The organism is Streptomyces sp. NPDC003247 (assembly GCF_042888135.1).
GTDB lineage: Bacteria > Actinomycetota > Actinomycetes > Streptomycetales > Streptomycetaceae > Streptomyces.
Genome location: NZ_JBIAPF010000002.1, coordinates 693,111 through 713,267, shown reverse-complemented (window position 1 = coordinate 713,267; position 20,157 = coordinate 693,111). Strand labels below are relative to the sequence as shown.

The 20,157-nt window shown below is 73.1% G+C and carries 15 protein-coding genes; 7 read left to right on the top strand and 8 right to left on the bottom strand.

All coding sequences use genetic code 11. From position 1 onward, the window contains the following. Positions 1 to 6: 6 nt before the first annotated feature. On the bottom strand, positions 7 to 2,259 hold the full coding sequence (locus ACFYWQ_RS08160) for an ABC transporter family substrate-binding protein (protein WP_389513904.1): 2,253 nt from the start codon (positions 2,257 to 2,259) through the stop codon (positions 7 to 9). A gap of 385 nt (positions 2,260 to 2,644) precedes the next feature. Between ACFYWQ_RS08160 and ACFYWQ_RS08155 the strand changes: the two genes are divergently transcribed. The 4 genes from ACFYWQ_RS08155 to ACFYWQ_RS08140 all read left to right on the top strand — a co-directional run bounded on the left by ACFYWQ_RS08155 (position 2,645) and on the right by ACFYWQ_RS08140 (position 6,560). Continuing rightward, complete coding sequence (locus ACFYWQ_RS08155) at positions 2,645 to 2,935, top strand: hypothetical protein (protein WP_389513902.1); 291 nt, start codon at positions 2,645 to 2,647, stop codon at positions 2,933 to 2,935. A 69-nt stretch (positions 2,936 to 3,004) separates the two neighbouring features. Then, positions 3,005 to 3,838 (top strand): hypothetical protein, encoded by an 834-nt coding sequence (locus tag ACFYWQ_RS08150; RefSeq protein ID WP_389513900.1) that lies wholly within the window; start codon positions 3,005 to 3,007, stop codon positions 3,836 to 3,838. Between the two features lie 17 nt (positions 3,839 to 3,855). Then, positions 3,856 to 5,796 (top strand): fumarate reductase/succinate dehydrogenase flavoprotein subunit, encoded by a 1,941-nt coding sequence (locus ACFYWQ_RS08145; protein ID WP_389513898.1) that lies wholly within the window; start codon positions 3,856 to 3,858, stop codon positions 5,794 to 5,796. After that, positions 5,793 to 6,560, top strand: a complete 768-nt coding sequence (locus tag ACFYWQ_RS08140; RefSeq protein WP_389513896.1) for a succinate dehydrogenase/fumarate reductase iron-sulfur subunit — start codon at positions 5,793 to 5,795, stop codon at positions 6,558 to 6,560. Before ACFYWQ_RS08145 ends, ACFYWQ_RS08140 begins: the two co-directional genes overlap by 4 nt. A 156-nt stretch (positions 6,561 to 6,716) precedes the next feature. On the opposite strand, the gene ACFYWQ_RS08135 is transcribed toward ACFYWQ_RS08140, so the two are convergent. Both ACFYWQ_RS08135 and ACFYWQ_RS08130 read right to left on the bottom strand, forming a co-directional pair. After that, positions 6,717 to 7,640 (bottom strand): class I SAM-dependent methyltransferase, encoded by a 924-nt coding sequence (locus ACFYWQ_RS08135; protein WP_389513894.1) that lies wholly within the window; start codon positions 7,638 to 7,640, stop codon positions 6,717 to 6,719. Between the two features lie 301 nt (positions 7,641 to 7,941). Then, on the bottom strand, positions 7,942 to 9,180 hold the full coding sequence (locus ACFYWQ_RS08130; protein WP_389513892.1) for a hypothetical protein: 1,239 nt from the start codon (positions 9,178 to 9,180) through the stop codon (positions 7,942 to 7,944). Between the two features lie 385 nt (positions 9,181 to 9,565). Here ACFYWQ_RS08130 and ACFYWQ_RS08125 point away from each other — a divergent pair, with 385 nt between their 5' ends. From ACFYWQ_RS08125 to ACFYWQ_RS08115, 3 genes are all read left to right on the top strand, one after another. Then, positions 9,566 to 10,972, top strand: a complete 1,407-nt coding sequence (locus tag ACFYWQ_RS08125) for a hypothetical protein (RefSeq protein WP_389513890.1) — start codon at positions 9,566 to 9,568, stop codon at positions 10,970 to 10,972. A 126-nt stretch (positions 10,973 to 11,098) separates the two neighbouring features. Then, positions 11,099 to 13,816: a YwqJ-related putative deaminase gene (locus ACFYWQ_RS08120; RefSeq protein ID WP_389514411.1), complete on the top strand. Its 2,718-nt coding sequence runs from the start codon at positions 11,099 to 11,101 to the stop codon at positions 13,814 to 13,816. Then, complete coding sequence (locus tag ACFYWQ_RS08115; RefSeq protein ID WP_389513888.1) at positions 13,816 to 14,187, top strand: toxin-antitoxin system YwqK family antitoxin; 372 nt, start codon at positions 13,816 to 13,818, stop codon at positions 14,185 to 14,187. Before ACFYWQ_RS08120 ends, ACFYWQ_RS08115 begins: the two co-directional genes overlap by 1 nt. Before the next feature lie 259 nt (positions 14,188 to 14,446). On the opposite strand, the gene ACFYWQ_RS08110 is transcribed toward ACFYWQ_RS08115, so the two are convergent. The 5 genes from ACFYWQ_RS08110 to ACFYWQ_RS08090 all read right to left on the bottom strand — a co-directional run bounded on the left by ACFYWQ_RS08110 (position 14,447) and on the right by ACFYWQ_RS08090 (position 20,093). Beyond that, positions 14,447 to 17,104, bottom strand: a complete 2,658-nt coding sequence (locus tag ACFYWQ_RS08110) for a SpoIIE family protein phosphatase (protein WP_389513886.1) — start codon at positions 17,102 to 17,104, stop codon at positions 14,447 to 14,449. A gap of 264 nt (positions 17,105 to 17,368) precedes the next feature. Next, positions 17,369 to 17,803 (bottom strand): ATP-binding protein, encoded by a 435-nt coding sequence (locus ACFYWQ_RS08105; protein ID WP_389513884.1) that lies wholly within the window; start codon positions 17,801 to 17,803, stop codon positions 17,369 to 17,371. 280 nt (positions 17,804 to 18,083) lie between these two features. Continuing rightward, positions 18,084 to 18,527: a (deoxy)nucleoside triphosphate pyrophosphohydrolase gene (locus tag ACFYWQ_RS08100; RefSeq protein WP_389513882.1), complete on the bottom strand. Its 444-nt coding sequence runs from the start codon at positions 18,525 to 18,527 to the stop codon at positions 18,084 to 18,086. Positions 18,528 to 18,557: 30 nt separating this feature from the next. Continuing rightward, entirely contained in the window at positions 18,558 to 18,749 is a 192-nt protein-coding gene (locus ACFYWQ_RS08095; RefSeq protein ID WP_385067357.1) for an SPOR domain-containing protein, read from the bottom strand. 591 nt (positions 18,750 to 19,340) lie between these two features. Then, positions 19,341 to 20,093, bottom strand: a complete 753-nt coding sequence (locus tag ACFYWQ_RS08090; RefSeq protein WP_389513879.1) for a GntR family transcriptional regulator — start codon at positions 20,091 to 20,093, stop codon at positions 19,341 to 19,343. Positions 20,094 to 20,157: the final 64 nt, after the last annotated feature.

Below are 20,157 nucleotides of genomic sequence, written 5' to 3'. Positions count from 1 at the left end.
TCCGCGTCACTCCGCGGAGGGGCTCGCGGCGATCCGCGCGCCCTTCTTCAGGAAGCCCATGTCCTCGTAGACGGGCGTCTGGAAGCCGAAGGCGCCGGCGTTGACCACGTTCTTCTTCGCGGCCGTGAGCTGGGGGCGCTGGTAGAGGGGAATCGATCCGGCGGCCGCCCAGATCCGGGCGTCGGCCTTGCGGAGCAGGGAGCGCTCCTCCTCCGCGTCCAGCGTCGAGATCGCCTGGTCGAACAGCTGGTCGACCTGGTCGGTGCCGACGCGGGTGTAGTTCTGCTGGACGCTCAGCGACCCGTCGGCGGCCGGCACCGGCTTGGCGTAGATCGGCCGGGCGTCGGTGGCCGGGTAGGCGGAGGCGGGCCAGGAGTACAGCGCGAGGTCGTACTCGCCGGAGGCGATGTGGTCCTTGAAGTAGCTCTCGTCGGAGACCTTGGTGATCTCGGTGCCGATGCCGACCTGGTCCAGCATCCGGGTGATCCGGGCGGCGACCGCGTGCAGGGGCTCCGAGCCCGCGCCGCTCGGCAGCACGAACCGCAGGGTGAGCGCCTTGCCGTCCTTGGCCAGCGCCCCGCGCGCGGCACCGGCCGGGGCGGCGGTGCCCTGGGGGGCGTAGGCGCCGGGCGGGCCCTGCTGGCCGACGGAGCGCTTGCCGTCCTGGGCGAGCTGCCGGACGTGGTCCTCGCGTCCCGCCTCGCCCGGGGCCTTGTCGTCCTCGCCGACGATGTACGTGCCGTCGTCGTCGCCCTCGGACCGGCCGTTCCCGGACCGGGCGCCCTGCTCGCTCCGGTCGCCGCCGCCGTCGTCGCCCTTCCGGCCCTTCTCGCCCTTCTCGCCCTTCTCGCCCTTCTCGCCCTTCTCGCCCTCGGAGCCGGCCGCCTTCTCCGTCTTCTTCCGCTCCTCGACCGGGCCGCCCGGCACCCAGCCGGCGTCGGCGAGGAGCGCCTGGGCCTCCTTGGTGTCCTGACCGCCGAGCGCCCCGCTGCCGTCGGCGTAGGCCTCCTGGCCGGACAGGGCCAGGTGGCTGCCGACGGGCACGGCGGGCAGGCCCAGCGGCTTGAGCACCACCTCGACCAGTTCCTCGCGGTCCAGCGCCCGGGCCACCGCCCGGCGCACCCGCTCGTCGGCGAGCGGGCCGTCGGCGCCGTTCAGGGCGAGCTGCGTGGAGGCCGGCTCCAGCGACTTGCGCACCTCGAAGTCGCGCAGCGCCTTCTGCTGGCGCTCCCAGGTGGCGATCGCCTGGCTCAGCTTCCTGCGGGCGTGCGTCTCGTCCTCGGCGGCGTCCTCGTCGGAGCCGTGGGCCAGGGCCCAGGACCGCAGCGCCTTGGCCGCCGTACGGCCGCCGCCGGGGCCGGCCAGGGGCCCGGCGCCGCCCTGGGCCGCGCCGTCGATGCGCTGCGCGGCGGCCGGGTCGATCTCGGCCAGGTCGATGTCGCCGGCGGCGAGCGCGGCGGCCCGCTTCTCGCGCGGCACGGCCGTCAGGACGATCTCGGAGAGCTTGGCGGGCCGGCCCCACCAGCGCGGGTTGGGGGTGAGCCGGATCCGGTCCTTCTCCCGGTCGACCTGCTTCACGGCGAACGGTCCGGCGGTGACCTTCAGCTTGCGCCGCGCCCCGTCGTTGAACGAGTCCGGCGTGCCCATGACGTCCTTCGGGTACAGCGGGGAGAACAGCGACTGCCAGTCGGCGTAGGGGCGGCCGAAGGTGACCCGGACCTCCAGGTCGTTCGCGCCGCGCTCGATCTTCTCGATGCGGTCGTATCCGGCGTTGCGCGCGGTCCAGTAGGCGCTGTCCCTGCCGGACAGGGCGCGCCACTGGGCGGCGAAGTCGGCGGCGCCGATCTCACGGCCGTCGCTCCAGACGGCCTGCTGGTTGAGCCGGTAGAGGACGACCTGCTTCGGCTCGGTCTCGACGACGCCGGCGGACTCCAGGTAGTCGGGGTTGCGCGCGGGCCGCCCGTCGGCGTCCAGCCGGTACATCGACGGCAGGACGGCCTGGGCGACCCGGGTGGTGGTGGCGTCGGCGTCGGACTGGAAGGCGTTGAAGGTCTCCGGCAGGGCGTCCACCGCCCAGCGCAGGGTGCCGCCCTCGGCGACCTGGGCGCGGTCCGCCCGGGCGATGTCCTGGGGTGCCAGCGGTCTGCCGGCCGGGTCGTCGGTGCCACAGCCGGCCAGCGCGGGCACCGCGAGCGCGCCCGCGGTGAGGAAGGCGACCGAGCGCATGACCGCGCGCAGTCCGACGCCGTCGTGGGACATCTCAGGTACCTCCGGGGAGCCGCTGCCGCCGGTCGCACGCGCCGGTGACACGAGTGCGTTCTATTACTGCGTCCTGCTATTACTGCGCCCTGTTAGTGCGTTCTGTTCACATTTGGCGGTATTTTGGAGCTGATCTGATCTACGGCCCACTGAAGAGGAAAGGGTTCGCCTGCCGGGGGCGACACGGCGGCGGAGGCACGCAACCTCACCCGCGCGGAGCAACGCGCGCCCCCGGCGCACACAGAGCGTGTCCCGCGTGTGTCGGGGGCGTGCGATCGGCCAATCGCTGCACACGCCTTCACATCCACAGGTGTGACGCGCAACACTCGCAGGCGCATGAGCGTCTCCGTCCAGGGCCACCGGCCCGCGGAAGTGAGGTCACGTCATGTCCGTGCACGACGATCTGACAACGGTCCAGCGCTGTCTGGACGACCTGGCACGGTCCGTGAGCCGTCTGGAGCAGCAGCTCGGCAGCGGCGGTCTGGACATGCGCCGGGTCCGCGCCGACACCGACCACCTGCGCGAGAGCGTCGCGCTGCTGCGCGCGGCGGCCGCCACGCCCGCCGCGGCCAAGCGCCCGGACCTCGTCACCATCCCCGACACCCCCTACGACGACTCCCTGTGGATCGACACGGACGACGAGGGACTCGGCGCCCGTGACCGACGTGCCCCCTGAACCGTCCGGAGTCCCGAGCCGACCGGAGTCCTGAACCGTCCGGAGTCCCGAGCCGACCGGAGTCCTGAAGTGGCCACTGGTACGGAACCTCCCGCCACCGACCCCCATCCGCCCCGCGGCGTGCGCTCCGCCACGCGCGCCGCGATCTCCGCGCCCCACCTGCGCACCGACCGCTGGTGGCTGGCCCCGGCCGCCACCGCGGCCGGGCTGCTGGCCTTCGTCGTGTACTCGACCTGGCGGGCGTTCGCGGACGCCGACTACTACGCGGCCCCCTACGTCTCGCCGTTCTACTCGCCCTGTCTGGCCGAGCGCTGCACCCCGATGCGCGCGGGCCCGAACTGGGAGATCTTCGGCGAGTGGTGGGCCGTCTCCCCCGCGATCATCATCCTGGTCTTCCCGCTCGGCTTCCGCCTGACCTGCTACTACTACCGCAAGGCCTACTACCGGGGCTTCTGGGCGTCCCCGCCGGCCTGCGCGGTGGCCGAGCCGCACCGCACGTACACCGGCGAGACCCGCTTCCCGCTGATCCTCCAGAACCTCCACCGCTACTTCTTCTACGCGGCCCTCCTGGTCGCCGGGATCCTCACCTACGACACCGTGCTCGCCTTCCGCGACGAGCACTACGCCTGGGGCCACATGGGCCTCGGCACCCTCGTCTTCCTGGTCAACATCGTGCTGATCTGGGCGTACACGATCTCGTGCCACTCCTGCCGGCACATCGTCGGCGGCAAGCTCAAGCACTTCTCCCGGCACCCCGTCCGCTACCGGATGTGGCAGTTCGTGGGGCGGCTCAACGCCCGCCACATGCTGCTCGCCTGGGCGTCGCTGGTGAGCGTGGCGCTCGCCGACTTCTACGTCTATCTCGTCGCGTCCGGCGTCTTCGACGATCCGCGCTTCTTCTAGATGGGTGGGGCCTTCTGATGTCCGTGGTCGACCGGCAGGAGTGGGACGTCGTCGTGGTCGGGGCCGGTGGCGCCGGCCTGCGCGCCGCCATCGAGGCGCGCGAGCGGGGCGCCCGTACGGCCGTGATCTGCAAGTCGCTGTTCGGCAAGGCGCACACGGTGATGGCCGAGGGGGGCATCGCGGCGGCCATGGCCAACGCCAACGAGCACGACACCTGGCAGGTCCACTTCCGCGACACCCTGCGCGGCGGCAAGTTCCTCAACCAGTGGCGGATGGCCGAGCTGCACGCCCAGGAGGCCCCGGACCGGGTGTGGGAGCTGGAGACGTGGGGCGCACTGTTCGACCGCACGAAGGACGGCCGGATCTCGCAGCGCAACTTCGGCGGCCACGAGTACCCGCGCCTCGCCCACGTCGGCGACCGCACCGGACTGGAGCTGATCCGCACCCTCCAGCAGAAGATCGTCGCCCTCCAGCAGGAGGACCACCGCGAGACCGGCGACCACGAGTCCCGGCTGAAGGTCTTCCAGGAGTGCACGGTCACCCGTGTCCTCAAGGACGGCGGCCGGGTCTCCGGCGTCTTCGCCTACGAACGCGAGACGGGCCGCTTCTTCGTCCTGGAGGCGCCCGCCGTGGTGATCGCGACCGGCGGCATCGGCAAGTCGTTCAAGGTGACGTCGAACTCGTGGGAGTACACCGGCGACGGGCACGCGCTGGCGCTGCTCGCCGGGGCGCCGCTGCTGAACATGGAGTTCGTGCAGTTCCACCCGACGGGGATGGTCTGGCCGCCGTCGGTGAAGGGCATCCTGGTCACCGAGTCCGTGCGCGGCGACGGCGGGGTGCTGCGCAACTCCGACGGCAAGCGGTTCATGTTCGACTACATCCCCGACGTCTTCAAGGAGAAGTACGCCGAGACGGAGGACGAGGCCGACCGCTGGTACGACGACCCGGACGCCAACCGGCGGCCCCCCGAGCTGCTCCCCCGCGACGAGGTCGCGCGGGCGATCAACGCGGAGGTCAAGGAGGGCCGCGGCTCCCCGCACGGCGGGGTCTTCCTGGACGTGTCGACGCGGATGCCCGCCGAGGTGATCACACGCCGGCTGCCGTCGATGTACCACCAGTTCAAGGAGCTGGCCGACGTCGACATCACGGCGGAGGCGATGGAGGTCGGGCCCACCTGCCACTACGTGATGGGCGGCGTCGCCGTCGACTCCGACACCGCGGCGGCGCGCGGGGTGCCGGGGCTGTACGCGGCCGGGGAGGTGGCCGGCGGTATGCACGGCTCCAACCGGCTCGGCGGGAACTCCCTGTCCGACCTGCTGGTGTTCGGGCGCCGGGCGGGACTGCACGCCGCCGGGTACGCGACGGCCGCGGCGGCGGACCGCCCCCGGGTGGACGACACCGAGGTGGCCGCCGCCGCGGCGGAGGCGCTGCGCCCGTTCTCGGCCGAGGCGGAGGTGGAGGAGCCGTCCGGAGGGCCGCCGGAGAACCCGTACACCCTGCACCAGGAACTCCAGCAGACGATGAACGACCTGGTCGGCATCATCCGCCGGGAGGCGGAGATGGAACAGGCCCTGGAGAAGCTGGCGGAGCTGCGGGTACGGGCCCGCCGGGCCGGCGTCGAGGGACACCGGCAGTTCAACCCGGGCTGGCACCTCGCCCTGGACCTGCGGAACATGCTGCTGGTCAGCGAGTGTGTGGCACGGGCCGCGCTGGAGCGCACCGAGTCGCGCGGCGGCCACACCCGTGAGGACCACCCGGCGATGGAGCGCCCGTGGCGCCGGATCAACCTGCTGTGCCGGCTGACCGACCCCACGGGCGGGCTCGCGGCGACCGACCCGGTCCGCGGCCAGATCGCCCTCGACCGGGAGACCACCGAGCCGGTCCGCCCCGACCTGCTGGCCCTCTTCGACAAGGAGGAGCTGGTCAAGTACCTCGCCGAGGAGGAGCTGTACGAATGAGCGGCTACCAGGCGCGCTTCAAGGTGTGGCGCGGCGACGCGGACGGCGGCGGCCTCCGGGACTTCACGGTCGAGGTGCACGACGGCGAGGTGGTCCTCGACATCATCCACCGCCTCCAGGCGACCCAGGCCCCCGACCTCGCCGTGCGCTGGAACTGCAAGGCGGGCAAGTGCGGTTCCTGCTCGGCGGAGATCAACGGGCGGCCCCGGCTGCTGTGCATGACCCGCATGTCGGTGTTCGACCGGGCGGAGACCATCACCGTCACGCCGTTGCGCGCGTTCCCGGTCGTCCGGGACCTGGTCACCGACGTGGGCTTCAACTACGTCAAGGCGCGGGAGGTCCCGGCCTTCGTCCCGCCCGCCGGTCTGGCCCCCGGCGAGTACCGGATGATGCAGGAGGACGTGGACCGGCCGCAGGAGTTCCGGAAGTGCATCGAGTGCTTCCTGTGCCAGGACACCTGCCATGTGGTGCGCGACCACGAGGAGAACAAGCGGGCCTTCGCGGGACCGCGCTTCCTGATGCGGGTCGCGGAGCTGGACATGCACCCGCTGGACGCGGCGGAGGAGACCGGGCTGGACCGCCGGCGCACGGCCCAGGACGAGCACGGTCTCGGCTACTGCAACATCACCAAGTGCTGCACGGAGGTCTGCCCCGAAGGCATCAAGATCACCGACAATGCGCTGATCCCGCTGAAGGAACGGGCCGTGGACCGCAAGTACGACCCGCTCGTCTGGCTCGGGAACAAGATCCGCCGACGCGCGTGACCGGTCCGGGGGCGCGTGCGTGACCGGTCCTGGGGCACGCGTGACCGGTCCGGGGGCGCGCGGGTGACCGGCCCGGGGCGCGCGTAACCGGTCCGGGGGCGCGCGGATGACCGGTCCCGAGGTACGTAACCGGTCCCGGGGCGCGCGTGACCCGTCTCAGGCGGCCTTCGCGCGCAGGTATCCGGAGTGCGCCACGCGGCCCAGGAACGTGAACCGGGTGTCCCCGGCCATGTGCCGCTGGAACGCCTCCGTGATGCCGGGCCACTTCGGGTGCCCGAAGTCGTCCAGCACGACGATGCCCCCGGGGGCGGTGATCTCCTCGGCCCACTCCAGGTCGGCCGCGACCCCGGCGGCGGAGTGGTCGCCGTCGACGACGATCACGCCGTACGACCGGTCGGAGACCAGGGCGCGGACCCCGGGGTCCCCGGAGTAGCCCTGCTGGACACGCGCCGCCGCGCCGGCCGCGCCCGCCAGGGAGAGGTTCGTGCGCACCGCCGCCTCCCGCACGGGCGTGCCGGACGCGTCGTCGCCCATGGTGGTGCCGGGCTGCACCTGCGTTCCGGCGAGCGGGTCGACGATGGTGAGCCCCGGGTCGCGCCCCGCGCGTTCCATCATCCGGATCAGGGCCGCGCCGAACATCCCGTAGAGGGTGCCGATCTCCAGGATCTCGTCGTTCGGCGGATCCAGCAGCGGTACGGCGGAGAGCTTGCCGACGATGTTCATGGTGCCGCCGGCGATCCGGCCGACCCCGAGCGCCTCCAGCGCGACGAGCAGCCGGAACGCCTGGGCGGCGGCGCGCTCGGCGCCGGCCCGGTCCCCGGTCACCTCGGCGAGCTCCGCGATCAGGCGCTGGAGAGCGGCGGCGGACGGCACCCGGGACACCCCGCGCCCGGTGCCGTCGAAGAACAGCTCCAGGGGGTGCCGGTGGTCGCGGTGCGCCTCCGGCTGCCGCGCCGCGCCGGCCGGGGTGCCGCCGGTCCCGACGAGGCGCCGGACCTGGCGTTCGATGCGCTGGTCGATGAGGTGTGCCACCGGGCGCAGAGCCCGGCGGACGGCCTTGCCGGTGAGTGGTGATCGCATCGGAGTGTGACCCTCGCAGAGGTAGGGGACGAGGACGCTAGGACGTCCACAGCCCATGCACAACCGCGACGGCGGGCCATCGGGGAGAAGCCCGGGTGACGTGTGGCCGACGCCTGGGTTACATCCCGGACGTCGGACCGGACCGGACGGCCGCCACCGGACCGGACGGCCTCCACCGGACCGGACGGCCGCTACCGAATCGGACGGCCTCCACCGGCTCTCGGCGGCCTCCGCCGGCACTTCGACGACCGCCACCGGCATTCGACGACCGCCACCGGCACTCGACGGCCACCACAGGCTCTCAGCGGACCCAGCCCTCCCGGTACGCCGTCCAGTCGGACTCCGTCGCCGCGAAGTCGACGTACAGGGCGACGCCGAAGGCGGCGCGGCCGGCGTCGGTGCGGGACAGGCCGAGCCGGACGCCGCGGGCGCCCGCCGGGACCGTCTCGGCGTGCTCCCAGTGGCCGACGTCGTTCTCGTGGAAGAACGGCAGGCCCATGAGGAGGTCGGTGCCGGGCGGGGTGGCCTCCAGGGCGAGCGAGGTCTGCTGGGCGACGTAGCCGGCGTAGGCGCTCTCCATCAGCTGCCCGGTGTCGTACGACATGACGGCGATCTGGTCGACGCGGCGGGCGACCTGGCCGAAGAACTCCTGCGACCACCACTTCGGGTGGCCGGTGACGGCGCCCCGGACGGAGTGGAGACCGGGCAGCGGGTCGATCTGGTGGGCGGCGACGGAGAGCGGGGCGTCCTGCGCGCCGGTGACGTCGTGCAGGCTGTCGAGGAGCGTGAGGTAGTCCCGGTCGCCGGAGTGCAGCGGCTCCAGGTCGAAGTGGGCGCCCTGGAAGCCGGCGGCGAGGATCTGCCGGGTGGAGGTGACGACGTGGGCGCGCGTCCCGGCGTCCTCCAGCCGCATGCCACGGGGGCTCTCGCTCGCCAGGACGTCACCGAGCCACGCCTGGACCCTGATGCCGGGCATCGCGCGGTGCACGGCCGCGATGAACCAGCGGGCCTCGGGGTAGGCCGTCGCGGGCAGCGTGCCGTCGTGTTCCAGCGGGCCGGCGTGCACGTACAGATCGTGGACGCCGGTGTCCTCCAGACGGGCGGCCAGGGCGGTGACGTCGGCGTCCTTCTTCCGGCCGTCGACCCAGGCATGACCGAGCCAGACCGCGTCCCGGCCCCGGGTGCGGGCACTGTCGGCGGGGTCGCCCAGGGAGTTGACGCTCAGGGCGATCTGGGAGGCGAGGACGGGGAGGAGGACCAGGAGGACCAGTACGAGGACGGTCCGACGGACGCGGCGGAGCCAGGGGCGGCGGGGGGCGGGAGGCTCGGCGGGGCCGGGGGCGTCGGGGGCGTCGGGTGGGGCGGTGGCCGGGGCGGCGACGGGCGGGGCCGTTTCCGCGCCGGTGTCCCCCTGCGGCTGTGACTGCGGATTCTGCTGCGGCTTCTGCTGCGGCTGCGGCTTCTGCCGCGGCTGTGACTGTGCCTCTGCCCGTGGCTGTGACTGCGACCGCGCTCCCGTTCGCGCCGACTGCCGATCCACCGGTTCCCCTCCCCTGTCGCCCGGTCACACGCCTCCCACCTCGGGCGCATCCCGCTCGCGTGGCCGCATGGGCGGTCATACGCTCCGAAAGGTGACGCCATCGCTCTTCCGAGGCCGGCCCCGGCAGGCCACGTCGCACCTGTCCGTGCGGGTGGCCCTTGCCGCGTGGGGCGGCGTCGCGGGAGTGGTGTGGCTGGTGTTGCCGGGAATGACGTCGGGGACGGACGCTCCGGTTGCGATCACCCGTCCGGCGTCCGCCGCACCGACCTCGGACGCATCGACATCGGGCGCATCGACATCGGACTCTCCGGCACCGGACTCTCCGGCACCGGCCTCTCCGACGTCCGCCGCACCGGCGGAGGACGGCACGTCCACGGCCGACCTGGTGCTGCCGCTCGTGGCGGTCGGCACGGCGGGCGCGGTGGCGGGCTACGGGTACGTACGGCGCGTCCGCCGCGCCCGTGGCCGGACGACACCGGGCGGAACGGGACCACCGCCGCCGAAGCGTTCCTCGCCACTCCTGCACGAACTGCACGAACTGCACGAACTGGACGAGCAGGCCCGTGCGGCCCTGGTCGCGGCCGACGACCGCGTCCGGACCGCCCGCGGGGAACTCGCCTTCGCCGAGGCCAGGTCCGGGGCGGAGCCCGTGGCCCGGTTCGCCCGTGCGCTGCGGGACGCGGAGGGCGAGCTGGCGGCCGCGTTCCGGATACGGCAGCTCTTCGAGGAGGGGGTGCCGGAGCAGGAGGAGAGCCGGCGGCACGCGCTCGCCGGGGTCGTCGGGCGGTGCGAGGAGGCGGGCCGGCGGCTGGACGCGGTGGCGGCCGACTTCGCGCGGCTGCGGGGGCCGGTGGAAGGGCCGGGCGGGGCGCTGGGGGTGGCGGAAGGGCCGGGCGGAGCGCTGGAGGTGGCGGAGACGCGGTTCCGCGAGCTGGCGGGGCGTACGGGTGCGGCCGAGGCGCTCCTAGGGGAGATCGGTGCGCGGTACGCCCCCATCGCGACCGCTTCCGTCGCCGGGAACGTCGAACAGGCCAAGGACCGGCTGTTCTTCGCCACCGTCCGCCTCAACCTGGCGCGCCAGGCCGCCGACGCGGGGCGGCCCGAGGACGCCGCCCGGCATCTGCGGGCCGCCGAGGGCGCCGTCGTACAGGCGGACGTCCTCGTCGACGGCGTGCACCGGCTGGCCGCCGAGCTGCGGGAGGCCGAGTCGACGGTGCCCGCCGCGCTGACCGGCGCCGAGGCGGACCTGGCGGCGGTGCGCGGCCCGGCCGGCTCCGGGCGCGGGGGCGGGGGCGGGGGCGGGGGCGGGGTCCTCGCCGCGCTGCTCCACGCCGACGCCGTCCTCGCCGCCGTACGGCAGGAGCTGACGGCACGTCAGGCGTACGACCCGATGGGCGTCCTGCGCCGGATCGTGCGCGCGACGGCGCCCCTCGCCCCGGGCCGGTCCGGGGTGCTGCCGGCCGCCGCCCGCCTCACCGCCGGCAGCGCCACCGCCGCCGCGGACGACTTCGTCGCGACGCACCGGGGCGCGGTGGGCGCCACGGCCCGCACCCGCCTCGCGGAGGCCCGCCGCCTCCTGGCCTCGGACACCGTGTCCGACCGCCTGCTCGCCGACACCCTGGCCCTGGAGGCCCGCGGCCTCGCCGAACAGGACGTACGTCTGCGCGGGAACCCCCTTCCCGAAGCGGCCGGCGAGGAGAGCGGGACCGCCGGAGCCGTCCTGGGCGGCCTCCTGCCGGGCACCGGTACGGACGGGGACCCGTACGGCCCGGTGGGCTTCGGCCACTTGTAGGGCCGCGCGCCTCAAGCTCCCCGGAAGCCACCGCACTTGTAGCGGTTCAGTGACGCTTTCCGGCTCCCCAGGACCCCCATTTGTATGATGACCTGGTTTTGACACGCATAACGGGGGTGGTTGAGCGTGATCAATCCGGAGGAGATCCCGCAGTTCACCGGCAACCTCTTCCAACTGGAGTTGGATCATGCCGCGTTGAAGAAGGACGCGGGGGCCGTGCGGGACACGGGCAGCGATGTGCACTCCCAGTTCCAGGGGTTGTCGGCGTTCTACCAGGCTCCGGAGGCGGAGCAGTTGTTCGCGACGACGAAGCCGGTGCAGGACCGTGCGGACGACTTCGCGACGGATCTGGAGACCGTGTCGTCCGCGCTGTCGTCGTACGCGGCGGAGATCCGTCCGCTGGTGTCGAAGCTGCTGGAGCTGAAGACCAAGGCGCACACTTTCGTCGGTTCGGTGAAGGACGACGACGAGTGGGAGTACGACGAGGACAAGGTCGGGGAGCACAACCGGCTGCGGGACGACATCACGGCGACGGTGGCGGCGTTCTGGGCGGCGGAGCGGACCTGCCACAACAAGATCACCGCGTTGTGGGGCGGGACCCAGATGGTCGCGGGCGACGGTTCGGAGCGCACCGACCAGTACGGGTTCAACGCCGAGGACATGAAGAACGCGAAGCTTCCCTGGGGTGACCCGGTGGAGGAGAAGCACCACTGGTACGAGGTCGGCCACTGGGTGAAGTCGTTCGTGTGGGACGGTCTGATCGTCGACGGTGTGTGGGGGACGATCAAGGGTCTGGGGACGCTGGTCGGGTTCGGTGGCTGGGAGGCGATGGGGCAGGCCTGGAAGGGCCTCGCCCAGCTCGCGACGGGTCTGGTCCTCACCGGGATGCCGTTGGTGGGCACGGCGTTCTGGCTGCTGCCGGACGACAAGCTGCCGTCGTGGCTGCGGGACTCGCGCACGGCGATGAAGGAGACCGGCAAGGCGCTGGTGGCGTGGGACGAGTGGGGCAAGAACCCGGCCCGTGCGGCGGGTGCGGTCACCTTCAACGTGCTGACCACGGTGTTCACCGGCGGGACCGGAGCTGCCGCGTCCGGCGCGGGCAAGGCGGGCGCGGTGGCGAAGGTCCTGTCGGTCGCCGGGAAGGCCGGCAAGATCATCGACCCGATGACGTACATCGCCAAGGGCGCGGGTGCGGGCCTGTCGAAGATCGGCGACATCACGAAGGCGCTGAAGGGCGTCGGGAACATCGAGATCCCGAAGCTGCCGGACAACGCCATCACCCTCCCCGAGGGCACGGTGAGACTCCCCGACGGCACGGTCCGGCTGCCGGAGGGCGTGGCGGTCCCGGAGGGGGCGGCGAAGCTCCCGGACGGCAGTGTGAAGCTGCCCGACGACGCGCCGGTGCTGCCGGAGGGCAGCACGAAGCTGCCGACCGAGCCGGGCACTCCGGACCGCTACTGGGACCCGGAAGGCAACCTCCTCGACGAGCGGGGAAACGTCCTGCAGAAGGCCGAGGACGGTCCCGGCGACATCGTCGACCAGCCCGACCTCGGCAGCCCGCCGGCGGGCGCGGACCTGCCCCGGGTGGACTCCCCGGTGAAGGAACCGGCCCTCGTCGGCGCGGCCCCCCACACCGCCGACAACGCCGCCCAGCACGTCGGCCTCGGCAACAGCCTCGACAACGTCGGGGACGTTGGCCGCGTCGGCGAGGACGTGAGCACGACACCGGTGGTCCACGCGGGCGGCGACCTCCCGGCCGTCCACGCCGGCGGCGACCTGCCCGGCAGCGGCGCGGGCAGCCACCTCCCCGGCGGCACCGCCGCCCACCTCCCCGGAGGATCGGCACCCGACCACCTGCCCGGCGGATCGGCACACGAGCACGGTGCCGGGCCTTCCGCCGGCCATGAGCCGCCGACCGGCCACACCGAGGGAACGGGCGACGGGCCCAACGGTCACCCGGCCGACGGCGGACGCGAAAGATCAGACGCGGGCGGTCATGAGAGTGCCTCGGACGGGCATGGCGGCGATGCGGCCGACACCGGTCACGGTGAGGGCTCGTCGGGCCACGGGAGCGACCGCGTGGGCGACGGTCATACCGGCGACGGCGGCACTCCGCACGATCACACCGATCACGGTGGGCACGAGGCCGACCCTCGGGACGTGCGTGAACCCAGGGGCTCGCTCGCGGACGACGCCGCACGGCGGGCGGCGGACCCCATCCAGATCGGAGACCAGCCGATGCCCTCCCCGGCAGCGGGCGAGAACTCACTCGGCCGGCTGCCGGAGAGTCGTGTACAACGCGACGCGGACGGTCTGATCACCCACGTCGACGGCCGCGACTTCGAGCACTTCCTCAAGGATCTCTCGTACCAGCGCGGTGCGGCTTTCCGGGAGGCCAAGGAACTCGGAACGCTGTCGAGAAGGCAGGTCGGAGCCTGCGCCGGCCAGGTCATGGACCTGCGCACCGGCAATATCGTCGAGGGCATCAACGGAAAGGCCGACAACGTCATTCCGCCGGACCGCGTCCACCCGACGCTCGCCGCGAATCTCGATGCCCTTCCCGATCCCGTTCCGGGTTACGACCATCCCTTGGGGCACGCGGAGGTGAAGGCGGTCAATGAGCTGCTCTGGGAACGCACCAAGCTCGGGCTGCCGGACGGCCCGTCGGCGCTGGGCGAGCTTCGTGCGGCGGTCGAATTCCCCTACACCCCGCACATGGAGACGCAGCTCCCTGGGCGTCCGGCGCCGTTCTGCGTGAACTGCCACCATATGCTGAAAGACGTGGACAGCCTGCACGGCAGGTTCACTGGTAAAGACGCCGACGACAGTAATTGGATTCCATGATGGCTGAGCCGATCCGTATCGACATTGACGACCCCGAAGTCGATATGGACCACATGCAGCGTTTGCTGTATCGGGGAGCGCTGTTCACGGGCGAGGTCGTGGAACACCTGGGCGATGCGCTTGTCAGCCTCGAAGGCTACGAGGACGGGTTGCGGCACGGTCCGAATCAGGAGTGGTACAAGGACGGCACGCTCCGCTCCGAAGGCACGGCGCGCAGGGGCCGCCCCGTCGGCGTCTCACGCGAGTGGCACGCGAACGGCACGCTCGCGTCCGAACGGGTCTTCGCCGACGACGGGCTGACCATGCTGTCAGACCGCGAGTGGGACGAGAACGGACAGCCGACGCGGGCCTGGAGCAGGGAGGACACCTAGGCGTGCGCCGTCGGTCTGCGGCCGCGAGGGGCGGGTCCAGCGTGGTCTGATGCCCGGATCGCGGCAGGTCTGGCGCCAGGTGGGCACGTCCGGCGACGTACAGCGGGAGGACCGGTGGGCCGGTCGCGTGCCTGGAAGGCGTTCCGAACAACAGCAAGCATTCCGAGCGACTCGGTGAGGCTGCGGCCAGGTACCACGTCACGGCGGGGGCGCGCCCGTTCCGTCTCCGGCACCCGTGCCGCGCCGCCGCCCGTGCCGTCTAGAACAGGCTCAGCAGCGCCTCCGCCGGATCCGTCAGGGGCGTCTCGCCGTCGGGCAGGGGCAGTTCGAACCACACCGTCTTGCCGTGCGGGGTGCGGCGTGAGCCCCAGGCCGCCGAGAGCAGGCCGACGAGTTGCAGGCCGCGGCCGCCCTCGTCCGTGTCGCGGGCCCGGCGGCGGCGTGGCTGGACCAGGCCGGCGTCCCAGACCTCGCAGACCAGGGTGCGGTCCAGCAGCAGGCGCAGCCGGATCTCGCCCTCGCCGTACCGCAGCGCGTTGGTCACCAGCTCGCTGACGAGCAGCTCGGTGGTGTCGACGAGGGGTTCCAGGTCCCAGCTGAGGAGCTGGCCGCGCGCGTACTCGCGGGCGCGGCCGACGCTGCGCGGCTCGCGCGGCAGGGTCCAGTCGCCGACCGACTCGGTGGGCAGTCCCTGGACACGTGCCATCAGCAACGCGATGTCGTCCTCGCCGTGGTGCGTGTCGAGGGTGTTGAGGACGTGGTCGCAGACGTCCTCCAGGGGGCGTGACGGGTCCGTCAGCGCCCCTACGAAGGCTTGGAGGCCCTCGTCCAGGGGGTGGTCGCGGGACTCGACCAGGCCGTCTGTGTAGAGCGCCAGCAGCGCGCCCTCGGGGAGCTCGACCTCGACCTCCTCGAAGGGCTCCCCGCCCACGCCGAGCGGCATGCCCGGCGGCACGTCGAGCATCAGGGCCGGCTCGCCCGGCTCGACCAGCACCGGCGGCAGATGGCCGGCGTTGGCGAACGTACATCGCCGGGTGACGGAGTCGTAGACGGCGTAGACGCAGGTCGCGAGGTACACCTCGGACAGGTCGGCCTCGCGGGGGCGGCGGGCGGCGCGGGTGGCCTGCTGGACGCCGCCGGGGGTGCCGAGCCCGCGCGCGATCTCGTCCAGCGCGGAGAGGACCTCGGCGGGTTCGAGGTCGAGCAGGGCCAGGGTGCGGACGGCCGTGCGTAGTTCGCCCATGGCGACCGCGGCGCGCAGGCCCCGGCCCATCACGTCGCCGACCACCAGCGCCGTGCGGTGACCGGGGAGTTCGATGACGTCGAACCAGTCGCCGCCGACCTCGCTGGGGCGGCCGGTGGCGACGTTGCCGGGCAGGTAGCGGCAGGCGATGTCCAGGCCGGAGGCGACCGGGTCGCCGGGCGGGAGCAGGGACCGTTGCAGTATCAACGCCCGTTCGTGCTCGCGGCGGTAGAGGCGGGCGTTGTCGATGCAGACGGCGGCCCGGGCGGCCAGCTCCACCGCCAGGTCCCGGTCCCGGTCCCCGAACGGCTCGCTGCCCTTGGTCCGGGAGAACTGCGCGAGGCCGACGACGGTGTCGTGGGCGACCATCGGAATGGCGAGCGTGGACTGCACGAGGCCGCCGTCCTCGCCGGGGATGCTCTGCGGGCGGGCGGTGCGCAGCGCGTCCGCGCAGGGCGAGTTGAACGGGTAGTGGTGCACCGCGCCGACCGCGACGGGTGCGCCGGTGCCGGCGAAGGGCGCGTCGGAGACGGCGGACGCGAAGGCGACACGGCGCAGCTCGGCGCTGCCGTCGGCGAGCCCGGGCGGGGTCTCGTCGCCGGCCAGGAGGCCCTGGTAGAGGTCGACGGTGGCCAGGTCGCAGAAGCCGGGGACGACGACGTCGAGGAGTTCGCGGGCGGTCGTCTCCAGGTCGAGGGAGTTCCCTATGCGGGCGCCCGCCTCGTTCAGCAGGGCGAGATTGCGCCGGGCGGCGGCGGCCTCGCGGGCGGCGGCACGGCGGGCGGTGATGTCGGTGCCGAGCCAGGCGATGCCGATCGGGCGGCCGGAGCCGCTCTTCACGCGGTAGAGGTTGATCGACCAGTGCCGGCGTTCGTCGGAGCCGGGGACGAATCCCGTGACGTGCATGTCCGTGATGGAGTCGCCGGTCTTCAGGACGCGGCGCAGGATGGCGGTGACCCGGTCGGCCTCGGGGCGGGGCAGGTAGTCGTACACGCCCTTGCCGCGGTGGTCGTCGGGACCTCCGCCGAAGAGGGAGGCGAACCGATGGTTGACGCGGCGGACCCGCAGCTCGGGGTCGATCAGCAGGAACCCGAAAGGAGATTGACCGAAAATCGCCTGCGAGGCGGCCAGGTCGGTCTCGATGCTGCGCAGGGTGCGGACGTCGACGACGATGCACACGGCGGCCTTCTCGCCCTCCCGGGTGCGCGTCGGCATGACGTACACCTCGGCGAGGCCGTCCTCGCCGGGCTTGCCGTTCTCCATGCCGGGCATCCGGAACGGGACCACGCCGGTCCACTCCCGCCCGTCGAGTATCTCGGCCATCTTGCGCTGGCCGCGTTCGCGCAGGTCCGGGTCGACGAACGCGTCGATCGGGTCCATGCCGACGGCCCGTTCGGCCGGGATGCCGAAGATCCGTTCGGCGCGCAGGCTCCACTGGTCGACCAGCCCGTCGGGGCCGATGGAGAAGGAGGCGACCCTGATGTAGTCGTAGATCGAGCCGGGCGGACTGCTCTGCCACAGGGCGTCCCCGGCCGGCACCTCGCCGTCGCCGCGGGCGCCACCGCGGACAGCCGGGACATGTCCCGTATCCCCTGCGCGCGTACCCGCGTCCGCAGCCCTCGCGCCGTCCGACGGGTCCTCCGACTCCGTGGCCTTCGCTGGTATCTCGCTCACGCGAACCGTCCCCTCCAGCTCACCGCGCCCGGCACCGGTCACCGGGGGCGGCTGCCCGCAGTATCCAGCACTACGGCGCCGCACGGCACGGTGTTCACGATCACAGCACGGTCCAAACGTATTCAGAACCGTTCCGTGACAACACTTCCAGTCTTCTAACCAGCGAACACGCCGCCGAACCCCACCTTCCGGCACGGGTCGCCGGGCGGGGCGTGCCGACGTACGCACACCCCGCCCCGTCCGCCCCCGGCATCCCGGACGGACTCAGTCGGGCACCACCAGTTCGAACCACACCGTCTTGCCGGTGTCGCCGGGCCGGGTGCCCCAGGAGCGTGCGGAGGACGCCACCAGTTGCAGTCCGCGCCCGCCCTCGTCGTCGGGCCGGGCGACCCGCTCGCGCGGCGGGTCCGGCAGCGGGTCGGAGACCTCCGCCCGCAGCACGCCGTCCAGGCCGACCGGGCGGACCAGTCGGACGCCGATGGGGCCGGTGGCGTGCCGCAGCGCGTTCGTCACCAGTTCGCTGACCAGCAGGGCCGTGAGGTCGCCGACGCTGTCCAGCCCCCAGTGGCGCAACTGCCCCCGCACCGCGCCGCGGGCGGTGCGCACCGCTCCGGGATCCGCGGGGAACGTCCACTCGGCGCAGTCGCCTTCGGTGTCGATCACGCCGATCACTTCCCGGGCCAGCAGCGTGCGTCCCATATCCGTTCTAACTGGGCTAATCGGCACATACCCGATATACGACGTCCGGTACCGCGGCCGGTGGCACTGGTGGCACACGGCGGCACCGACGGCGTACGGCGACGGCGACGACGTACGGCGACGGCGTACGGCGACGTCGACGCCGGCGGCGACGGTGTACTGGGCGGCGGGGCGGCCGGGCAGCGGGGCGACGGCGCGGCAGGGTGGTGGGACAGCCGGGGAGGTGGCGGGGCGGGAGTTCCTCAGCGACGCGGGGCGTGAGGGCGTGGGCGGGAGTTCCTCAGCGACGCGGCGCGCGGGGGCGGGGGCGGAGGCGGGGCGCCGTCGGCCCGAGCCGCCGGACCGCCTCCCGTACGGCGGGCACGTCCTGGTCGAGCCAGTCCACGTCCCAGATCTCGTCCGGGGTGAGCCAGCGCAGGGCGTCGTGGTCCTCCAGGGGGGCGGGGGCCGGGGAGCCGGGGCGCAGACGGGCGGTCCAGACGTGGAGGACGTAGGGGGGCTTCAGCGGCCACTCCCCCGGCACGCGTTCGACGGCTTCGGCGGCCACGCCGAGTTCCTCGCGCAGTTCACGGACGAGCGCCTCCTGCGGCCGCTCGCCGGGCTCGACCTTGCCGCCGGGCAGCTCCCAGCGCCCGGCCAGCTCGGGGGGTGCGCTGCGGCGCGCGGCGAGCAGGCGGTCGCCGTCGAGCAGGGCGGCGCCGACCACCACGGTGCGATCCGTCATGCGCCGGAGCCTACGGGACCGCCGGGGCGGTCAGTTACGGGAGGCGTCCCCGTTCTGGCCGATGCGTTCGACCCAGTAGAGCTGCTTGTGTCCGCGGACGTCGAGGCTGTCCGCGATCTTCTGGGCCTCGGCGCGCGTCGCGTACCGCCCCACACGGTAGCGATTGCCGTTGTCGTCCTGCCGTATGACGAGCCAGGGCAGAGAGATGGTGCTGTCGTTCATCACGCCCCGCGCCCCCTTCCCTCCCCGGCCCATCCCGGTCCCGTCCCGAGCGCGTCCCGCGCCCGGCCTTGCAAGGAAACCGCAATCCGCATATGCCCGAGCGTACGCCTAACCTTTACGCAGCGAATACGGCTTTTCACCAAGAGGTACGCAACCAGCCATGGCGGAGGGGGCGCACGGGTCCGGATGCGCCGGGCGCGTGGCGCGACGCCTCCGGTCGGCGGCACGCCGGGCATCGGGCGGGCCACCTGCGGGAACGACGGGATTCGACCGGATTCCGACGGCGCGCGGGCGGCCTCGCGGCGGGCGGTTTCCGGGGGCATCTGCCAAAGGGGTGTGCGCTGTCTCACCGGACGCGCCGCCGCACCCGCGACCGCCCGCGCCCCACCGGCGAGCCGGGACCCCAACCATTGGGCGGCCGGTGAGGCCCGCGGACGGGCGGCCCGCCGTCACCCACCGGCGGGCGGCGGACGGCGTGCGGCGGACGGCGTGCGGCATGCGGCGGACGGCGTGCGGCAGGCGGCAGGCGGCAGGCGGCAGGCGGCAGGCGGCAGGCGGCGGGCGGCGGGCGGCCAGTACACCGATGGGCGGCTATTTCACCGGCAGGTGGTAGGAGACCCGGTAGCGGTCGGCCGGGATCACCACGTCCGCCGTCTCCACCGGGCGGCCCGACGCGTAGTACGTGCGGTGGACGACGAGGACGACATGGCCCGGGACACCGCCCAGGGTGAGCAGTTCCTCGGCGAGGCCGGGACGGGCGCCGACCTCCTCGGTGACGTTGTCGACGACGACGTCGATGGCGCGCATCCGCTCGACGACGCCCATGCCGCCCAGGGGGCCCTCCTCGGGCAGCATGACCGGGGAGCGGCCGGTGACGGCGAGGGGCTCCCAGGAGGTGGAGAGCATCATCGCCTCGCCCCCCTCCCGGAAGACGTACCTCGTGCACATCACGCGGTCACCGGGCTGGATCGCGAGCCGCTCGGCGACGGCCCGGCTCGCCTCGGCCTGCTCGCTGCTGGATTCCCAGGTCCCGCGCGCGCGGGCATCGGCCTGCTCCTGCCGGAACGGTGTCGCACCGCCGGACGGCCGGTAGCCGGAGCGGGCGATCCGGCGCGGCACCGGCCGCTCCCGCACGTACGTCCCCGACCCGGAGCGGCCCTCGACCAGCCCCTCGGCCATCAGCACCTTGCGCGCCTCCAGGGCGACGGTGTCGGAGACGCCGTACTCCTCGCGGATCCTGGCCTGGGACGGGAGGCGGGTGTGCGGTGGCAGCGAGCCGTCGGCGATCTTCTTGCGGAGATCACCCGCGACACGCAGATACGCCGGCTGCTCACCGAATGTCACTGGCCGCTCCCATCAGGTTGTACAGACAGCAACAGACTGGCAACCGTGGGTTGGGCCGTGCAAG

What these genes read in the sequence shown, in the direction of transcription:
- ACFYWQ_RS08160 (WP_389513904.1), bottom strand. Translation starts at nt 2,259, where the DNA reads ATGTCCCACGACGGCGTCGGACTGCGCGCGGTCATGCGCTCGGTCGCC.
- ACFYWQ_RS08140 (WP_389513896.1), top strand. Translation starts at nt 5,793, where the DNA reads ATGAGCGGCTACCAGGCGCGCTTCAAGGTGTGGCGCGGCGACGCGGAC.
- ACFYWQ_RS08100 (WP_389513882.1), bottom strand. Translation starts at nt 18,527, where the DNA reads ATGACGGATCGCACCGTGGTGGTCGGCGCCGCCCTGCTCGACGGCGAC.
- ACFYWQ_RS08135 (WP_389513894.1), bottom strand. Translation starts at nt 7,640, where the DNA reads ATGCGATCACCACTCACCGGCAAGGCCGTCCGCCGGGCTCTGCGCCCG.
- ACFYWQ_RS08145 (WP_389513898.1), top strand. Translation starts at nt 3,856, where the DNA reads ATGTCCGTGGTCGACCGGCAGGAGTGGGACGTCGTCGTGGTCGGGGCC.
- ACFYWQ_RS08155 (WP_389513902.1), top strand. Translation starts at nt 2,645, where the DNA reads ATGTCCGTGCACGACGATCTGACAACGGTCCAGCGCTGTCTGGACGAC.
- ACFYWQ_RS08095 (WP_385067357.1), bottom strand. Translation starts at nt 18,749, where the DNA reads ATGAACGACAGCACCATCTCTCTGCCCTGGCTCGTCATACGGCAGGAC.
- ACFYWQ_RS08115 (WP_389513888.1), top strand. Translation starts at nt 13,816, where the DNA reads ATGGCTGAGCCGATCCGTATCGACATTGACGACCCCGAAGTCGATATG.
- ACFYWQ_RS08105 (WP_389513884.1), bottom strand. Translation starts at nt 17,803, where the DNA reads ATGGGACGCACGCTGCTGGCCCGGGAAGTGATCGGCGTGATCGACACC.